A 16,379-nucleotide genomic window follows, 5' to 3' on the forward strand; every position below is an offset into this window, starting at 1 on the left:
ATGTCTGAAGGAGTGGCCGACGGCCGGGTCGTGGTCGTCACCGGCGCCGGCAACGGGATCGGCCGGGCCCACGCGCTGGCCTTCGCCGCACAGGGAGCCAAGGTCGTGGTCAACGACCTCGGCGGCGCCCGCGACGGAGGCGGTGCCTCGACCGGGCCAGCCCAGGCGGTGGTGGACGAGATCACCGCGGCCGGCGGCCAGGCCGTGGCCAACACCGACGACATCGCGTCGTGGGACGGCGCCGAGCGACTCGTGCGCCAGGCCGTGGAGACGTACGGCGGGCTGGACGTGCTGGTCAACAACGCCGGCATCCTGCGGGACCGGACGATCGTGTCGATGACCGAGCAGGACTGGGACAGCGTGATCGCCGTCCACCTCAAGGGCACCGTCGCGACCCTGCACCACGCGGCCGCCCACTGGCGCGCCCGTACCAAGGCGGGCGAGGCCAACGACGCCCGGGTCATCAACACGACGTCTCCCTCAGGCGTCTTCGGCAACCCGGGCCAGTCCAACTACGGCTCGGCGAAGGCCGGAATCGCCGCCCTCACCATCATCGCCGCCGCCGAACTCGCCCGCTACGGAGTGACGGTGAACGCCATCGCGCCGACCGCGCTCACCCGGCTCACCGAGGACATCGAGGTGATGAAGCAGGCCGCCGAGACGCAGGACCTGACCCCGGAGGCCATCTCGCCCCTGGTGGTGTGGCTGGGCTCGGCCGCCTCGCGCGAGGTCACCGGCCGGGTCTTCGGAGCCGTCGGCAACCGGATCACCGTGCTCGAGGGCTGGGTCAACGGGCCCGGCGCGAGCGCCGAGTCCCGCTGGACCCCGGAGGAGCTGACCTCCGTCGTGCCGAACCTGGTCGCCAAGGCGGCACCGAACGCCGACGCGCTCGGCAACCGGAGGGGCTGACATGACGACCCAGAAACCGGTAGCCGAAGGCCTGTTCACCACCGAGCCCCGTCTCATCGGCTCCGAGTGCACGGCGTGCGGCGAAGTGGCCTTCCCCGCAACCGAGTTCTGCGTGCGATGCGGCGGCGACGCCTCCAAGGAACGGCTGCTGGCGGACCGTGGCACGCTCTGGACGTTCACCACCCAGAACTTCCGCCCGCCGTCACCGCCGTACGACGGACCGGAGTCCTTCGAGCCGTACTCCGTCGGCTACGTCGAACTCCCCGGCGAGCTGCTGGTCGAGGCCCGCCTCACCGAACCCGACCCGGCGAAGCTCGCGATCGGCCAGGACATGCGGCTGACGCTCGTGCCCTACCGGGTCGACGACGACGGTACCGAGGTCCTGACGTTCGCGTTCGCCCCGGTCGAGGAGGAGGTCTGATGGAAGCGGTCATCATCGGCGTGGGGCTGCATCCCTTCGGCCGGTTCCCGGGCAAGCCGGCGATGGAGATGGGCACGGAAGCGGTCCGTATGGCCCTCGCCGACGCCGGCGTGACCTGGCCGCAGATCCAGGGTGGCTACGTCGGCAGCTATGAGGTCGCCAATCCGGACGCGATCGTCGGTGGCCTCGGTCTGACCGGCGTACCCCTGCGCGGTGTCTTCAACGGCTGTGCCACGGCCGGTACGGCGGTGGCGTTGGCCGCCCGTGCCATCGAGACCGGCGAGCACGACCTCACCATCGCCATCGGCATGGACAAGCACCCGCGGGGCGCCTTCGCCGCCGACCCGTCCGTGGCGGGCATCCCCTCCTGGTACGGGCAGACGGGGCTCTTCCTGACCACGCACTTCTTCGGCATGAAGATCAACCGCTATATGCACGACCACGGCATCTCCCACGAGACCCTCGCGCGCGTGGCGTCGAAGAACTTCGGCAACGCGGCGGGCAACGACAAGGCCTGGCGCCGTACACCGCTGTCGGTGGAGGAGATCCTGGCCTCACCGGTCCTCAACCACCCCCTGCGCCAGTACATGTACTGCGGGCCCGACGAGGGCGCGGCAGCGCTCGTGCTGTGCCGCGCCGACCAGGCCCACAAGTACACCTCGACTCCCGTCCGGGTCCGTGCCACCGCCCTGCGCAGCCGCCGCCTCGGCGCCTTCGAGGTGCAGAGCCCGTCGTTCCCGGTCGGGGAGCCGACGCCCAGCCCCACCGTGGACGCGTCCCGGGCGGCGTACGAGAGCGCGGGCATCGGCCCCGAGGACCTCGACGTCGCCCAACTCCAGGACACCGACGCCGGGTCGGAGATCATCCACATGGCCGAGAACGGGCTCTGCAAGGACGGCGACCAGGAACGCCTCATCGCCGAGGGCGCCACCGAGATCGGCGGCCGGCTCCCCGTGAACACCGACGGCGGTCTGCTCGGCAACGGCGAGCCCATCGGCGCGTCCGGACTGCGCCAGATCCACGAGATCGTGCTCCAGCTGCGCGGCACGGCCGGATCCCGGCAGATCCCCGGCACCCCACGCGTCGGCTACACGCATCTGTACGGCGCCCCCGGCGTGTCCGCGGTCACCATCCTGAGCACGTGAGGACCTGAGCGCACATGGACGACGACATGCAGGACTTCACCGCCGACGTACGCCGCTTCCTCGACGCCCACGCGGCCAAGGCCCCCGACCGCACCGCCTTCACCTGGGGCGAGGGCGACGACTCGATGGCGTACTTCAGCAGCCTCCCGCCCGAGGAGGACCGCGAACACGTCCAGCGGGCACGCGACTGGCAGCGCGTCCGCTACGAGAACGGCTTCGGCTGGATCACCGGACCCGAGGAGTACGGCGGTCGCGGACTGACCCCGATCCATGACGTCGTCTACGACGCGATCGAGGCCGAGTACGACGTCCCCGACACCGGCACCATCAGCGTGGTCGGCCTGGGCATGATCGGCCCGACGATCCTCGCCCACGCCCAACCGCACCTCAAGGACCGCTGGCTGCCCGCGATGTACCGCGGGGACGCCATCGCGTGCCAGCTGTTCAGCGAGCCCGGCGCCGGGTCCGACCTGGCGAGCGTGACCACCCGCGCCGTACGCGACGGCGACGAGTGGGTGCTCGACGGACAGAAGGTGTGGACGTCCGTCGCCCAGCACAGCCAGATCGGCCTCGCCCTGACCCGGACGAACCCGGAGGCGCCCAAGCACCGCGGCATCACGGCGTTCCTGGTGCCCATGGACGCCCCCGGCGTCGAGGTGCGGCCGCTCCGGCAGATGACCGGCGGCGCTGACTTCAACGAGGTGTTCCTCACCGGCGTACGCATCCCCGACGACCACCGCCTCGGCGAGGTCGACGGCGGCTGGACGGTCGCCCTGACCACGCTGATGAACGAGCGGGCGACCGTCGGCAGCGAGGGCGCGGGCCCCGTGGGCGCCGCCCTCTCCCCGGACCGGCTGGCCGCCCTGATGCGCGCCACCTGGACCGGGGAGGACCGCGCCCTGCGTGCCCGCCTCGCCGAACTCCTCGTGGACGTCATGGCCACCGGCTACCTCAACGCACGCGCCACGCGCGCCCTGCGCTCCGGAGTCACGCCCGGCCCCGAGAGGTCCGTCTCCAAGCTGATGTACGGCCAGAACCTCACCCGGGCCGCCCACTTCGCGTCCGACGTCCTCGGTCCACGGATGATCGCCGACACCGGCGAGTGGGGCACGTACGCCTGGTCCGAACTCCTTCTGGCCACCCCCGCGTTGCGCATCCTCGGCGGCACCGAGGAGATCATGAAGAACATCCTCGCGGAACGCGTCCTCGGACTGCCCAAGGAGGCACGCTCGTGACCGTCGACGACAGCGGACTGCGCGAACTGCGGTCAGCCGTACGGGAGTTCCTGGAGGCCAAGTCGCCCGAGGACGTCGTCCGCAAGCTCATGGAGAGCGAGCCGCGCTTCGACCCGGCGGTATGGGCACAGGCCGCCGACCAGCTGCGGCTGCCCGCGCTGACCGTCCCGGAGGAGTACGGCGGTGACGGCTTCGGGATGGTCGAACTCGGCGTGGTCCTGGAGGAGATGGGCCGCGCGCTGCTGTGTGCGCCCTTCTTCGCCACGGTCGTCCTCGCGGTCCCGGCCCTGCTCGCGTCCGGCGACGCGGAGGCCTGCGCCCGGCATCTGCCCGGTATCGCTGACGGACGGACCACGGCGACGCTTGCTGTCGCCGAGGACGCCGGATCCTGGGACCCCGCGCTGGTCTCCGCACGAGCCGTGGGGGACGGCCGATGGCGGCTGACCGGCGGCAAGAGCTTCGTCATCGACGGGACGACGGCCGACCTCATCCTGGTCGTCGCCCGTACCGTCGCCGGTCCTTCGCTGTTCGCGGTCGACCGTACGGCCGCGGGTCTGAACGCCGAGCCGATGGAGACGCTGGACGCCACCCGGGCGATGGCGCGGCTCACCCTCGACGCCGTACCCGCGACGCTCGTCGGTGCGGAGGGCGCGGCCGAGCGGATCGTGAGCCGGGTCCTGGACCTCGCGTCCGTCGGACTCGCCGCCGAGCAGGCGGGCGGGGCGCGGCGCTGTCTGGAGGAGAGCGCCGCATACGCCCGCACCCGGCACCAGTTCGGCCGGCCCATCGGCTCCTTCCAGGCCGTCAAGCACAAGTGCGCCGACATGCTGGTCCAGGTGGAACTCGCCGAGGCCGCGAGCCGGGAGGCCGCGCGGCTCGCCGCCGAGGGCTCGGACGAGTTCCCGGTCGCCGCCGCGGTCGCCCACGCCTGCTGCTCCCGGGCGTACATGGTCGCGGCGATGGAGAACATCCAGGTCCACGGCGGCATCGGCTTCACCTGGGAGCACTCGGCCCACCTGTACTTCCGGCGAGCCAAGTCCTCCCAGCTCCTGTTCGGCGGACCGGCGGTGTATCACGAGCGGCTGCTGGACAAGCTGGGCATCTGAGAGGCATCTGAGACCGCGCCGTCAGTCGCGACGGAGGGGCCGCCGGCACAGCCGGCGGCCCCCTAAGCGGGTCCGCCGGAAGTCCGGTGCGGTTCGGCAGCGCCCCGAAGGGGCGCGGGGCTGTATCAATATGCGGCTCCGCCGCGTGGGCGCGACCAGCCACGACGGACCCGCGGCCGACGCACCGGACTTCCGGCGGAGCGCTTAGTGTCTCCCTCAGCCGCGAGCGGCCTCCCCGAGCAGCGCCTTGGCGATGATGACCTGCTGGATCTGGCTGGTGCCCTCGTAGATGCGGAACAGCCGGGCGTCGCGGTAGAAGCGTTCGACCGCGACCCCGCGCATGTATCCCGCGCCGCCGTGGATCTGCACCGCCCGGTCGGCGACCCGCCACACCATCTCGCTGGCGAAGTACTTCGTACAGGACGGGCCGACCTTCAGGTCAGTCCCCGCGTCGAAGCCCCGGGCCGCCTCCAGGACCGTGGCGCGTCCGGCGTAGTAGTCGGTCATGGAGTCGGCGATCAGACCCTGGATGAGCTGGAAGGAGCCGATGAGTTTGCCGGACTGCCTGCGGGTGCTCGCATACGCGACCGACTCGTCGACCAGCCGCTCGGCCATTCCCACCATCAGGGCCGAGATGTGCACCCGCCCGTGCGCGATACAGCCCATCGCCGTGGCGAAGCCGCGGTTCAGGCCGTCCTCGCCGCCGACGAGCGCTTCGGCCGGTACGCGTACGTCGTCGAAGTAGACGTCCGCGGTCCAGGCGCCGAGCTGGCCCATCTTGTGGTCCTTGGGCGCCACGGTGAGGCCGGGCGTGCCGGCCGGGACCAGGAAGGTGGAGATGCCGCGGGTGCGCGGGGCCTCGTCGTCGGTGCGGGCGAAGACCATGAAGACGTCGGCGAGCGGGGCGTTGGTGATGTACCGCTTGGCCCCGTTGATCACCCACTCGTCGCCCTCCAGGCGAGCCTTGGTCGTGAGCGTCGACGGATCGGAGCCGGCGTCCGGTTCGGTCAGCGCGAACGACGCCAGTACGTCGCCGGAGGCGATCCTCGGCAGCCAGTGGGCCTTCTGCTCCTCCGTCCCGCCGACCATCAGCACGTGCCCGGCGATACCGTTGTTGGTGCCGAACATCGAGCGCAGGGACGGCGTCGTATAGCCCAACTCGAACATCAGCTGGGCCTCTTCGTACATCGACAGCCCCAGCCCGCCGTACTCCTCGGGCAGCGCGAAGCCGAACAGGCCCATCTTCTTGGCCGCCTCGCGGATCTCCGCGGGCATCTCGTCCTTCTCGTCGATCTCCGCCTCGAGCGGCACGACGCGCTCCCGGACGAAACGCCGGACCTCGGACAGCACCGCGGAGAAGTCGTCCGCGTCCATGTCGCCTCCCTGGCTCACTGCTGCTCTGAACTCGTCGCTCACTGCTCTGGCGCGGTCTCGTCGGGATCATCGGGATCAGCGGGAGCCGGCCGATAGCACAGGGCGAGCAGCGCCGCCGCGCTCGCCACCCCGACCCCGGCGGCCAGCACGGCCGGCCCCGCGCCCGCACGCCCGCGCCTGAGCAACCCGTCCACCGAATACCGGCCGTTGCCGAGCGCGGCCAACGCCACCGCCGCGCCGCCCACGACACCGACGTACTCCCAGCCGCCCTTGAAGACGAAGAAGCCCTTGCCGCGGTGATCGGTCCGCGCGGCCACCGTCATCAAGCCCACCGTCGCCGCGGCGGGCAGCGGACCGGCGGCCCCCAGCGCGATGGCCGCGCCCGCCGCCATCTCGGTCCCCGCCGCCATCCGGGCGTGCACCTCGGCCGGTTTCAGCCCGAGTGCCTCGAACCAGCCTGTCGTCCCCTTGAGCCCGCCCGGCCCGGCGACCTTGTTCCAGCCGTGCGCGAACAGCATCGGGCCGAGCGTGGCACGCAGGGCCAGCGCGGCGGCGTCCTGGCCCTTCACTGACCCACTCCGGTGGCGCGTCCGGCGGGGGCGACGCCGTACAACTGCGGTACTGCTTCGAGGAGTTCGTCGTAGGTGAGGGCCTTGCCGGTCCGGCTGGGGTGGACGCCCGCGACCGTCCAGCCCTGGAGCCGGTTCAGCCGGTTGCCCTCGATGCGCAGGACCTGACCGGTCAGCCAGGCCGCGCTGTCGGAGGCCAGGTAGACGACGACTCCGGACGCGTTGGCGGGATCGCGCGGGTCGAAGTCGTCGGTGGCCTGGAGGGAGTCGCCGACCGCCAGTCCGTCCGTCATCCGGGTGGCGGCGATCGGCGAGATGGCGTTCGCGGTGACGCCGTACCGGCGCATCTCCAGGGCCGTGAGGACGGTGAGCCCGGCGATCCCGGCCTTCGCGGCACCGTAGTTGGACTGCCCCGCGTTCCCGAACAGCCCTGTCCCCGACGTCGTGTTGATGACGCGCCCGGCGACCCGCTCTCCCCGCTTCGACGCCTCACGCCAGTACGCGCACGCGTGCCGCGTCAGCGCGAACGAGCCCTTCAGATGGACGGCGATCACCGCGTCGAACTCGGCCTCGCTCATCGAGAACAGCATGCGGTCCCGCACGATGCCCGCGTTGTTCACCACGATGTCGAGCCGCCCGAACTCCGCGACGGTGTCCGCCACCATGGCTTCGGTGGCCGCCCAGTCCGAGACCGAGCCGTGATTGGCGACGGCCCGTCCGCCGAGCTTGGTGATCTCGGTGACGACGTCGTCGGCGGGGGAGTCGCCGGTCTGCTCACCGTGCACGCCCGCGCCGAGGTCGTTCACCACCACCGTGGCGCCCGCTTCGGCGAGGGCCAGACAGTGCGCACGGCCCAGCCCCCGTCCACCTCCGGTCACGATCGCGACCTTGTCGTCGAGGATGCCCACGACCTACCTCCCGAGCTCGTTGAGTATGTCGTCCGTGTGCTCGCCGAGTGTCGGCGCACCGGTGCGCGGCTTGTCGTCAACTCCCCAGAAACTGACGGGTGTCGCGACCGTCCGCAGTGGCGGCGCCTCGCCCATGCCGGGCTGCTCGACGAACGCCCCGACCGCCTCCGCCTGCGGATCGGCCGCCACCTCCGCGAGCGTCTGCACGGGTGCCCACCACACGCCTTCGGCGTCGAACCGCTCCGCCCACTCGGCCAGCGGTCGCTTCGCGAACTCCTCGTCGAACACGGCGATCAGCTCGCGTACGTGCCCCCGCCGGGCCTTGCCGGTGGCGAACCGCTCGTCCTCACCCAGGTCCTCACGGCCCAGCGCCTTCAGCACCCCCGGCCAGTGCCGGTTGCCCTCCAGACCGACCAGCCACAACCAGCGGTCGTCGGCGGCCCGGTAGGAGTTGTAGAGGGGCGACTCGTGCTCGGTGCGCGGGCGGGTACGGCCGCGCTTGCCGAAGAAGTTCTGCAGGGCGAGGTCGTTGCCGTTGGCGTACGTCCCGGAACGGAGCAGCGATACGTCGACCACGCCGCCCTCCCCGGTGCGCTCGCGTCGCAGCAGCGCGGCCAGCACGCCGGCCACGAGGTTCGCCGCGGCCGTACGGTCGCCCAGCCCGGGGCGTATCCCGGGCGGCGGCTCACCGGCGGGGTTCAGCATCGCGGCGATCCCGGGACGGGCCCAGAACGCGGAGACGTCGTAGCCCGCCCGGTCACGCTCGGCGCCCGTCCAGCCGTACCCGGTCAACGTGCCGACGACCAGGCGCGGATGGCGTGTGCGTATCTCGTCGGGGGACAGACCCAGTCGCTCCAGGGCGCCCGGTCGGAGGTTCGTCACGAACACGTCGGCACGCTCCAGGAGTTGCTCCAGGTGCGCCTTGCCGTCCTCCGCCCGCAGATCCAGCACGATCCCGCGCTTGCCCCGGTTGTCCGTCTCGAACGGGGGCGCGCTGTCGATCTCCTGGCCGACATGGCGCAGGGTGTAGCGGTTGGGGTCGCCGGTCGGCGCCTCCACCTTGATCACGTCCGCGCCCCAGTCGGCCAGCATGGTGGCCGCGGCCGGTGCCGCCACCCACATGCCCAGCTCGACGACGGCAATGCCCTCCAGTGGCCGCACGACCCACCTCCACTTCGTCAGATCCGCCAAGGCCGCCAACGTGCGCTAAAGGCCCCGGAAATCACCGGGCCGGCGCTCCCGGAACGCCTTCAGCCCCTCCGCGCGGTCCTCGGTCGAGAACAGCACCGTCACGCTCTCGCGCTCGTACGCGATCGCCGCTTCCAGGTCCATGCCGAGCCCGTAGTCGATCAGCCGTTTGCCCGCGGCGAGCGCCAGCGGGGCGCCGGCCGCCAGTCGGCCCGCGAGCGCCTCGGCCGCCGCGAGAGCACCGCCGGGCTCGGCCACCTCGTTGACCAGGCCAAGCTCGCAGGCCCGCGCGGCGTCGATCGGCTCGCCGGTGAGGATCATCTGCTTGGCGATGGCCGGGGGCAGCAGCCGCGGCAGCCGCTGGGTACCGCCCGCCCCCGGCAGCACGCCGAGCTTCATCTCGGGCAGCCCGAGCAGCGCGCCCCGCTCGGCGACCCGCAGGTCACACGCGAGCGCCAGCTCAAGACCGCCGCCGTACGCGAACCCGTGCACGGCCGCGACGGACGGCTTCGGAAAGCCCTCAAGCAGCGCGTACGTCTCCGTCAGGCGCCCCACGAAGGCACGGAACTGTCCGGGCGCGGTGAACGACTCCATCTCCCCGAGGTCGGCACCCGCCGAGAAGCCACGCCCCTCGCCGGCCAGGACGAGAGCCCGTACGTCGTCGTTGTGGCGCACCTCGGCGAGGGCGTCCTTCAGCAGGCCGACCGTCTCGGAGCCGATGGCGTTGAGCCGCTTCGGCCGGTCCAGGGTCAACACCGCGATCCGGTCGCGGAGTTCGACACGCAGCACGCTGTCCACCTCATACCATCGTGAGGCCGCCGCTGACCGAGAGCGTCTGCCCGGTCATATAGGCGGCGTCGTCGGACGCGAGGAAGGCGACGACACCGGCGATGTCGGCCGGCTGCGCGATACGGCGCAGCGGGATCGCGCGGGCAGTCGCCTCGTACATCTTCTGGCTGTACTCGGCGACTTGGCCGAGCAGCGCGGTGTCGGTCGGGCCGGGGCAGACGCTGTTGACGGTGATGCCGTGCCGGGCGATCTCGCGGGCCAGTGTCTTGCCGAAGGCGATCACTCCGCCCTTGGTCGCGGAGTACACCGCCTCCCCGGAGGAGCCGACCCGGCCGGCGTCGGAGGCGATGTGGATGACGCGCCCGCCGCCCCGCTCGATCATCGGGTCGAGAACCGCCCGCGTCATGGTGATCGTGCCGCGCAGATTGACCGCGATGATGCGGTCCCAGTCCGCTTCGCGGCTGTCGGTGAAGCGCGCGATGACATCGACGGCGGCGTTGTTGACGAGGATGTCCACCGGCCCCAGCTCCGCGGTCACCCGCTCCACCGCGACCCGCACCGAAGCGCTGTCGGAGATGTCCGCGCCGACTCCCGTGGCGCGGACCCCGTAGCGCTCGGCGAGTCCGGTGGCGACCTTGGCGGCGGCCTCCGTGTCCAGATCGCAGACGGCGATCGAGCATCCCCCGGCCGCGAGCCGGTCGGCGATCGCCTCGCCGATACCGCGTCCCGCTCCGGTGACGAGTGCCACCCTGTCCCGTTCGCTCACGCGCCCTCCCTGTCCCGGCCGTCGATACAGCGCTATCGTATAACTACTTCAGCTTAATAAGCGAGATGTGTGAGTTGGGGAGCCGAGCATGCGCCGTACGATCTTCACCGCCGAGCACGAGATGTTCCGGGAGACCGCTCGCTCCTACTACCTGCGCGAATGTGCCCCGCACGCGGAGGAGTGGGAACGGGACGGACAGGTGAGCCGGGTCGCCTGGACGGCCGCGGGAAAGGCCGGACTGATCGGCTGGCAGTTCCCGGAGGAGTACGGCGGCCAGGGCATCCGGGACTTCCGCTACAACGCCATCATGGCGGAGGAGATGCACGCCACGGGGTCCGTCGGCATCGGGCTCGGGCTGCAGAACGACGTCATCCCGCCGTATCTGACGCACCTCACCAGCCCGGAACAGAAGGCGCGCTGGCTGCCCGGCGTGACCAGCGGCGAGACGATCTGCGCCCTCGCTCTGTCCGAACCGGCCGCCGGATCCGACCTCAAGGGCATCCGCACCACCGCCCGCCGCGACGGCGACGAGTGGGTGATCGACGGCTCGAAGACCTTCATCACCAACGGCATCCTCGCCGACCTGGTCATCGTCGCCTGCAAGACCGACCCCGAGGCCGGGCACAAGGGCATCAGTCTGATCGTCGTCGAGCGCGGCGCCGAGGGCTTCGAGCGCGGGCGCAAGCTCGACAAGGTCGGCATGAAGGCGCAGGACACCGCCGAGCTGTTCTTCCACGAGGTCCGCGTTCCGGCCGAGAACCTCATCGGCCAGGAGGGGCGCGGTTTCTACCACATGATGGGCAACCTGCCGACCGAGCGGCTGGCCATCGCGGTCGCCGCCCTCGCCTCGGCCGAGCGGGCCTTCGAACTCGCCCTGGAGTACGCCAAGACACGCGTCGCCTTCGGCCGGCCGATCGGCGAGTTCCAGGCCAACCGCTTCGCGCTCGCCGACATCAAGGCGAAGCTCGGCGCCGCCCGGGTCTATCTGGACGGCTGCATCATGGCGCTCTACGAGGGCGAGCTGACCGCCGAGGAGGCCGCCGCCGCCAAGTACTGGACCACGGAGACCGGCTGGGAGGTCATCGACCGCTGTATGCAGCTCTTCGGCGGCTATGGCTACGTCAACGAGTACGAGATCGCGCGGATCTGGCGCGACAGCCGGGTCCAGCGGGTGTTCGGCGGGACCTCGGAGATCATGCAGGAGATCATCGGGCGCTCGCTGGGGCTGTGAGTGTGTCACGCGCATTGATTACCTTCGATAAATAGGTTATCTATTTAAGCGGTAAGGGTGGGGCGGCTCGAGGAGGCATCCATGGTCACGGTCGATGTGAAGCTGCACCAGGACAGGGCCGAGCGGGACCTCCCCCGGCCGCGGCTGGTCATCGGCGGCAAGGACGTCACCGACGGCAGCGGGGGAGCGTACGAGCACCGGAACCCCGCGACCGGTCTCATCCAGGCGTACGTCCCGCTCGCGGGCGCCACCGAGGTGGACCAGGCGGTGGCGGCCGCCCGGGGAGCCTTCGAGGTGTGGGGCCGGATGCGTCCCGCCGAGCGGCGCCGGCTGCTCACCCGGTTCGCCGGGCTGATCCGCGACCACATCGCGGACTTCGCGGCGATCTGCCCGCTGGAGAACGGCGTCTGCATCGGCGGCTGGGCGGAGAACGTCGGGCCGCATGTCGCCGAGTGGACCGAGTACTACGCCGGCTGGGCCGACAAGATCGAGGGCATGGTCGGCGCGGCCTACAGCCCGCACGAGAACGTCGAGTACACCATCGCCGAGCCGTACGGCGTGATCGGCCACATCATCACCTGGAACTCACCCGCGCTGTCGCTGGCGATGAAGGTCCCGCCGTCGCTCGCCGCCGGGAACACGGTCGTGATCAAACCGGCCGAGTCGACGCCCTTCTCCGCGCTGCTCTTCGCCGACCTCGCGCACGAGGCCGGAATCCCGGAAGGCGTCATCAACGTCGTCACCGGGCTCGGCGACGCTGGCGAGGCCCTGGTCTCGCACCCCGGCATCGACAAGATCTCCTTCACCGGCGGCCCCGCCACCGCCCGCCGCATCATGGCGACCGCCGCCCAGAGCCTCAAGCCGGTCCTGTTCGAACTCGGCGGCAAGTCCGCCAACCTCCTCTTCGCCGACACCGACCTGGACGCCGTCGTGCCGTACTGCGCGGCCTTCGCCATGAGCAACACCGGCCAGGGCTGCGCGCTGCCGACCCGGCTGCTGGTCGAGCGGCCGATCTACGAGGAGGTCGTCCAGCGGGTGACCGGCGTCGTGGCGCACTTGCCCGTCGGCGACCCGCTCGACCCGGCCACCTACATCGGCCCGCTCATCAACGCCACCGCCCGCGACCGCGTCCAGAGCATGATCGACAAGGCCGTCTCGGGCGGCGCGGGACGGCTCGTGCACGGCGGCGAACGCATCGACTCCGAGGGCTACTTCGTCACGCCGACCGTCTTCGCGGACGTCGACAACCGCAGCGACCTCGCCCAGCAGGAAGTCTTCGGCCCGGTCCTGGCCATCACGCCCTTCGACACGGAGGACGAGGCGGTCGCGCTGGCCAACGACACCGAGTACGGACTGTCCGCGTACATCCAGTCCCGTGACATCGGACGCGTCAACCGACTGGTGCCGCGCCTGAAGGCCGGGACGGTCTACGTCAACCCCGGCCCCAACCCGATCAGTTCGCCCACCACGCCCTTCGGCGGCGTCGGCATGAGCGGGTTCGGGCGGGAAGGCGGACGGGCCGGGCTCGACGAGTTCATCAACGTCAAGGGCGTCGGCGTCGGCCGCGTCTGACCGAGCATGGGGAGCAACGACGTGCAGACCTTTCCTGGGGGATTCCCCCCAGACCCCCGCGCCCGCCGCCTGACCTTCGGTGACCTCGTCCGCGAGCACCGCCGGTCCTTCCCGGACGCCCTCGCCCTGGTCGACGGTGAAACCCGCCTGACCTGGCCGGAGTTGGACGAACGCACCAACCGGCTCGCGAACGCGCTCAGCGTGACCGGCGTCGGCCCCGGCGACCGCATCCTCTGGCTCGGCCAGAACTCCTTCCGCATCTGGGAACTGCTCGGCGCCGCCGCGAAGCTCGGCGCCATGGTCTGCCCCGGCTACTGGCGCTGGGCCGTCCCCGAGATGGCGTTCGCGGTGCGGGACTTCGATCCGAAGGTCGTGGTCTGGCAGGACGAGGAGATCGGCGAGACGGTCGGCAAGGCGCGGGCCGAACTCGGCGACGGACAGCGGGCGTTGTGGCTGCGCCACGACACCGAGGGCCCGGGCTCCTACGAGGACTTCCTGGCCTCGGGATCGGCCGACGACCCGGACAACGACGTCGACCCCGACTCCGCCCTCCTGGTCATCTACACCGCCGCGATCACCGGACGCCAGTCCGGCTCGATGCTCTCCCACCGCAACCTGCTCGCGATGGGCGCGAGCGCCGCCTGGATGGGCGACATCGGCCACGAGACCGCCTTCCTCAGCGCCGGACCCATGTTCCACATCGGCAACTACCAGTTCTGGGGCGTCCCCGCCTTCGTGCACGGCGGCAAGAACGTGATCGTCCGCCGCGTGGTCGCCGAGGAGCTCCTGCCGCTGCTGGCCGCCGAGCAGTGCACCCACGCCTATCTGATGCCCCCGACCATCGCCCAGCTCGTCGCCCTCAACCGCGAGGCCGGGCACGACCTGTCGCACCTCCGCGCCAGCGTCGCCGCCCAGGTCTGGGAGGGCATGGTCCCCACCGACGTCAGCCGCTTCACCCGCAACGGCGGCGGCGAGGGCCGCGGCTACGGCCAGACCGAGGTCACCGGCTTCGCCGTCACCGGCGCTTACGGCGGCATGGGCGCCGGCAACGCGGGACGCCCCGGCCCCTTCACCGCCGTACGCATCCTCGACGAGCGGGGTGCGGAGTGCGAGGTCGGCGAGATCTGCGTCCGCGGCGACCTCGTCCACCTCGGCTACTGGAACCGCCCCGAGATCAACGAGGAGCGCTTCCGCTTCGGCTGGTGGCACACCACCGACCTCGGACGCCGCGAGCCCGACGGCACGATCAGCTTCCTCGGCACGACGACCCGCATGCTCAAGTCGGCGGCCGAGAACATCTTCCCCGCCGAGGTGGAGAACTGCCTCGAAGCCCACCCGGCCGTGAAGGAGGCCGCCGTGATCGGCGTGCCCAACCAGCGCTGGTCGCAGGACGTCAAAGCGGTCGTGGTCCTCAAGGAAGGGGCGGCGGCCACCGCGGAGGACATCATCGACCACTGCCGGTCCCGGATCGCCTCGTACAAGAAGCCGAAGACGGTCGAGTTCATCGACGCCCTGCCCCGCACGGGCGGCTACGCCAAGGACTACGAGACCCTCGACACCCGCTTCGGCGGCGGCGGTTACCCGGGCGGCGACACGCTCGGCGCGGGACGATGACCGACCGGACGCCCGTCGTCGCGGGCGTGTACGCCACCGAGCAGGCCCTGTCGCTCCCCCACCGGGACGCCATGGACCTCGCCCTGGAAGCGGTACGCGGCGCGATCGAGGACGCCGGTCTCACCCCGGCCGACGTGGACGGCGCCCAGGTCGACTGGCCGGGCCCGGGCGGCGTACCCGGCGAGGGCAGCTCCTGGGCGCGGATGCTCGGCCGGGATCTGCGGTGGACCAGCGACTCGATGCTGGACAACGCGGGATCGAGAGGCCTGCTGAAGGCGGCGGCCGCCATCAGGTCCGGATACGCGGACACCGTGGTCGTCGGCGGCTGCAAGCTCGTCTCCCGCGGCACCGGACCGGTCGGCGCCGGCGTGCCGCTGGAGTTCGCGGACGTGTGGGGCAGCTACGTCGTCGCCCAGTTCGCCCTGGTCGCGGCCCGGCACATGCACGAGTACGGCACGACCTCCCGCCAGCTCGCGGAGGTCGCCGCCACCATCCGCAACAACGGCACCACCAACCCGGAGGCGATGATGTACGGCCGCGGCCCGTACACCGCCGACGACGTCCTCGCCTCCCGCATGGTGGCCACGCCCTTCCACCTGCTGGACTGCTGCATCGTGGGGGAGGGCGGCGCGGCACTCGTGGTGACCACCGCCGAACGGGCCCGGTACCTCAGCCAGCCGCCCGTCGCCGTGCTCGGCGGCGGCATGGAGTACCACCAGGCCGCGTACGCCAACCCCGCACTCCACCGGGAGGTCGGGCAGCTCGGCCGGGACGCGGCCACCCGCGCCTACGCGATGGCGGGCGTGAGCCCTCACGACGTCGACGTGTTCTCCCTCTACGACCCCAACTCCTTCGAAGTCATCCGCCAGTTGGAGATCCTCGGTCTCTGCGGCGAGGGCGAGGGCGGCCCACTCGCCGCGAGCGGCGCCATCGCCGTCGGCGGCAAGCACCCCGTCAATCCGGACGGCGGCTGCCTGGCGTACGCGTGGAACGGGACGCAGCAGATGACGCTCAAAGTCGTCGAGGCCGTACGGCAGTTGCGCGGCACCGCCGTGCATCAGGTCGAGGGCGCCGAGCTGGCCGTGGTGGGCAACGCCGGGTCGGGAGCCCAGCATTACGAGATGAGCGTGCTGGGGAGGATGCGATGACCGGCAGACCTGTGCCCCAGCCGACGGAGTTGTCGAAGCCGTTCTGGGAGGCGGCCCGGCGCGGCGATCTCGTCGTCCCGCACTGCCCCAGCTGCGACCTGCGCTTCTTCGTCCCCGAACCCGCCTGCCCGGGCTGTATGGCGAAGGACTGGCGGTACGCCCCGAGCGCGGGCCGGGGCACCGTCTACTCGGTGACCGTGGTCCACCGCGCCCCCGGCCCGGGCTTCGACGGGCCCTTCGCGCTCGCCGTGGTCGACCTGGACGACGGGGGCACCCTGCTGACCCACGTCGACGCCGGCGACCCCGACAACGTCGTCATCGGCATGCGGGTCCGAGTCGACTTCCGCCCGCTCACCTCGGAGATCACCCTGCCGTACTTCGTACCGGACTCCGGTCACTGAAGG

The 16,379-nt window shown here is 71.3% G+C and carries 16 protein-coding genes; 10 read left to right on the forward strand and 6 right to left on the reverse strand.

Going from position 1 to position 16,379, the window contains the following annotated elements; all coding sequences use genetic code 11:
* Genes KCH48_RS01000 through KCH48_RS01020 form a run of 5 tightly spaced genes read left to right on the forward strand, consistent with a single transcriptional unit; the run spans window position 1 to window position 4,816 of the window.
* Complete coding sequence (locus tag KCH48_RS01000) at window positions 1–909, forward strand: SDR family oxidoreductase (RefSeq protein WP_210569379.1); 909 nt, start codon at window positions 1–3, stop codon at window positions 907–909.
* A 1-nt stretch (window position 910) separates the two neighbouring features.
* Window positions 911–1,330 (forward strand): Zn-ribbon domain-containing OB-fold protein, encoded by a 420-nt coding sequence (locus tag KCH48_RS01005; protein ID WP_210569381.1) that lies wholly within the window; start codon window positions 911–913, stop codon window positions 1,328–1,330.
* Complete coding sequence (locus tag KCH48_RS01010) at window positions 1,327–2,475, forward strand: thiolase family protein (protein ID WP_210570873.1); 1,149 nt, start codon at window positions 1,327–1,329, stop codon at window positions 2,473–2,475. The genes KCH48_RS01005 and KCH48_RS01010 overlap by 4 nt, the downstream gene beginning before the upstream one ends.
* Before the next feature lie 14 nt (window positions 2,476–2,489).
* The gene (locus tag KCH48_RS01015) at window positions 2,490–3,710 is read left to right on the forward strand and encodes an acyl-CoA dehydrogenase family protein (protein ID WP_210569384.1); all 1,221 of its coding nucleotides are present in this window, start codon (window positions 2,490–2,492) and stop codon (window positions 3,708–3,710) included.
* Window positions 3,707–4,816 (forward strand): acyl-CoA dehydrogenase family protein, encoded by a 1,110-nt coding sequence (locus KCH48_RS01020; RefSeq protein ID WP_210569385.1) that lies wholly within the window; start codon window positions 3,707–3,709, stop codon window positions 4,814–4,816. Before KCH48_RS01015 ends, KCH48_RS01020 begins: the two co-directional genes overlap by 4 nt.
* 216 nt (window positions 4,817–5,032) lie before the next feature.
* On the opposite strand, the gene KCH48_RS01025 is transcribed toward KCH48_RS01020, so the two are convergent.
* The 6 genes from KCH48_RS01025 to KCH48_RS01050 are packed head-to-tail and all read right to left on the reverse strand — an operon-like array spanning window position 5,033 to window position 10,410.
* On the reverse strand, window positions 5,033–6,190 hold the full coding sequence (locus tag KCH48_RS01025; protein WP_210569387.1) for an acyl-CoA dehydrogenase family protein: 1,158 nt from the start codon (window positions 6,188–6,190) through the stop codon (window positions 5,033–5,035).
* 38 nt (window positions 6,191–6,228) lie between these two features.
* Window positions 6,229–6,759 (reverse strand): DoxX family protein, encoded by a 531-nt coding sequence (locus tag KCH48_RS01030; RefSeq protein ID WP_210569389.1) that lies wholly within the window; start codon window positions 6,757–6,759, stop codon window positions 6,229–6,231.
* Entirely contained in the window at window positions 6,756–7,667 is a 912-nt protein-coding gene (locus KCH48_RS01035) for an SDR family NAD(P)-dependent oxidoreductase (RefSeq protein WP_210569391.1), read from the reverse strand. Before KCH48_RS01035 ends, KCH48_RS01030 begins: the two co-directional genes overlap by 4 nt.
* 3 nt (window positions 7,668–7,670) lie before the next feature.
* Window positions 7,671–8,828, reverse strand: a complete 1,158-nt coding sequence (locus tag KCH48_RS01040) for a CaiB/BaiF CoA-transferase family protein (protein ID WP_210569393.1) — start codon at window positions 8,826–8,828, stop codon at window positions 7,671–7,673.
* A 45-nt stretch (window positions 8,829–8,873) separates the two neighbouring features.
* Window positions 8,874–9,644: an enoyl-CoA hydratase/isomerase family protein gene (locus KCH48_RS01045; RefSeq protein ID WP_307840766.1), complete on the reverse strand. Its 771-nt coding sequence runs from the start codon at window positions 9,642–9,644 to the stop codon at window positions 8,874–8,876.
* Between the two features lie 10 nt (window positions 9,645–9,654).
* Complete coding sequence (locus tag KCH48_RS01050; protein WP_210569397.1) at window positions 9,655–10,410, reverse strand: SDR family NAD(P)-dependent oxidoreductase; 756 nt, start codon at window positions 10,408–10,410, stop codon at window positions 9,655–9,657.
* An 88-nt stretch (window positions 10,411–10,498) separates the two neighbouring features.
* Here KCH48_RS01050 and KCH48_RS01055 point away from each other — a divergent pair, with 88 nt between their 5' ends.
* From KCH48_RS01055 to KCH48_RS01075, 5 genes are all read left to right on the forward strand, one after another.
* Entirely contained in the window at window positions 10,499–11,641 is a 1,143-nt protein-coding gene (locus tag KCH48_RS01055) for an acyl-CoA dehydrogenase family protein (RefSeq protein ID WP_210569399.1), read from the forward strand.
* Between the two features lie 81 nt (window positions 11,642–11,722).
* Window positions 11,723–13,213 carry an aldehyde dehydrogenase gene (locus KCH48_RS01060; protein WP_210569401.1) on the forward strand — a complete coding sequence of 497 codons (1,491 nt, stop codon included), beginning with the start codon at window positions 11,723–11,725 and terminating at the stop codon, window positions 13,211–13,213.
* A 21-nt stretch (window positions 13,214–13,234) separates the two neighbouring features.
* The gene (locus KCH48_RS01065; protein WP_307840767.1) at window positions 13,235–14,827 is read left to right on the forward strand and encodes an AMP-binding protein; all 1,593 of its coding nucleotides are present in this window, start codon (window positions 13,235–13,237) and stop codon (window positions 14,825–14,827) included.
* The gene (locus tag KCH48_RS01070) at window positions 14,824–15,975 is read left to right on the forward strand and encodes a thiolase family protein (RefSeq protein ID WP_210569405.1); all 1,152 of its coding nucleotides are present in this window, start codon (window positions 14,824–14,826) and stop codon (window positions 15,973–15,975) included. The genes KCH48_RS01065 and KCH48_RS01070 overlap by 4 nt, the downstream gene beginning before the upstream one ends.
* The gene (locus tag KCH48_RS01075; protein ID WP_210569408.1) at window positions 15,972–16,376 is read left to right on the forward strand and encodes a Zn-ribbon domain-containing OB-fold protein; all 405 of its coding nucleotides are present in this window, start codon (window positions 15,972–15,974) and stop codon (window positions 16,374–16,376) included. The genes KCH48_RS01070 and KCH48_RS01075 overlap by 4 nt, the downstream gene beginning before the upstream one ends.
* The last annotated feature ends 3 nt before the right edge of the window (window positions 16,377–16,379 follow it).

It is taken from the genome of Streptomyces sp. GESEQ-4 (assembly GCF_017948455.1).
GTDB lineage: Bacteria > Actinomycetota > Actinomycetes > Streptomycetales > Streptomycetaceae > Streptomyces.

Excerpts from the sequence above, each read along its gene's own strand:
- KCH48_RS01055 (WP_210569399.1), top strand. The coding sequence starts at position 10,499 with ATGCGCCGTACGATCTTCACCGCCGAGCACGAGATGTTCCGGGAGACC.
- KCH48_RS01060 (WP_210569401.1), top strand. The coding sequence starts at position 11,723 with ATGGTCACGGTCGATGTGAAGCTGCACCAGGACAGGGCCGAGCGGGAC.
- KCH48_RS01005 (WP_210569381.1), top strand. The coding sequence starts at position 911 with ATGACGACCCAGAAACCGGTAGCCGAAGGCCTGTTCACCACCGAGCCC.
- KCH48_RS01000 (WP_210569379.1), top strand. The coding sequence starts at position 1 with ATGTCTGAAGGAGTGGCCGACGGCCGGGTCGTGGTCGTCACCGGCGCC.
- KCH48_RS01075 (WP_210569408.1), top strand. The coding sequence starts at position 15,972 with ATGACCGGCAGACCTGTGCCCCAGCCGACGGAGTTGTCGAAGCCGTTC.
- KCH48_RS01070 (WP_210569405.1), top strand. The coding sequence starts at position 14,824 with ATGACCGACCGGACGCCCGTCGTCGCGGGCGTGTACGCCACCGAGCAG.
- KCH48_RS01025 (WP_210569387.1), bottom strand. The coding sequence starts at position 6,190 with ATGGACGCGGACGACTTCTCCGCGGTGCTGTCCGAGGTCCGGCGTTTC.
- KCH48_RS01015 (WP_210569384.1), top strand. The coding sequence starts at position 2,490 with ATGGACGACGACATGCAGGACTTCACCGCCGACGTACGCCGCTTCCTC.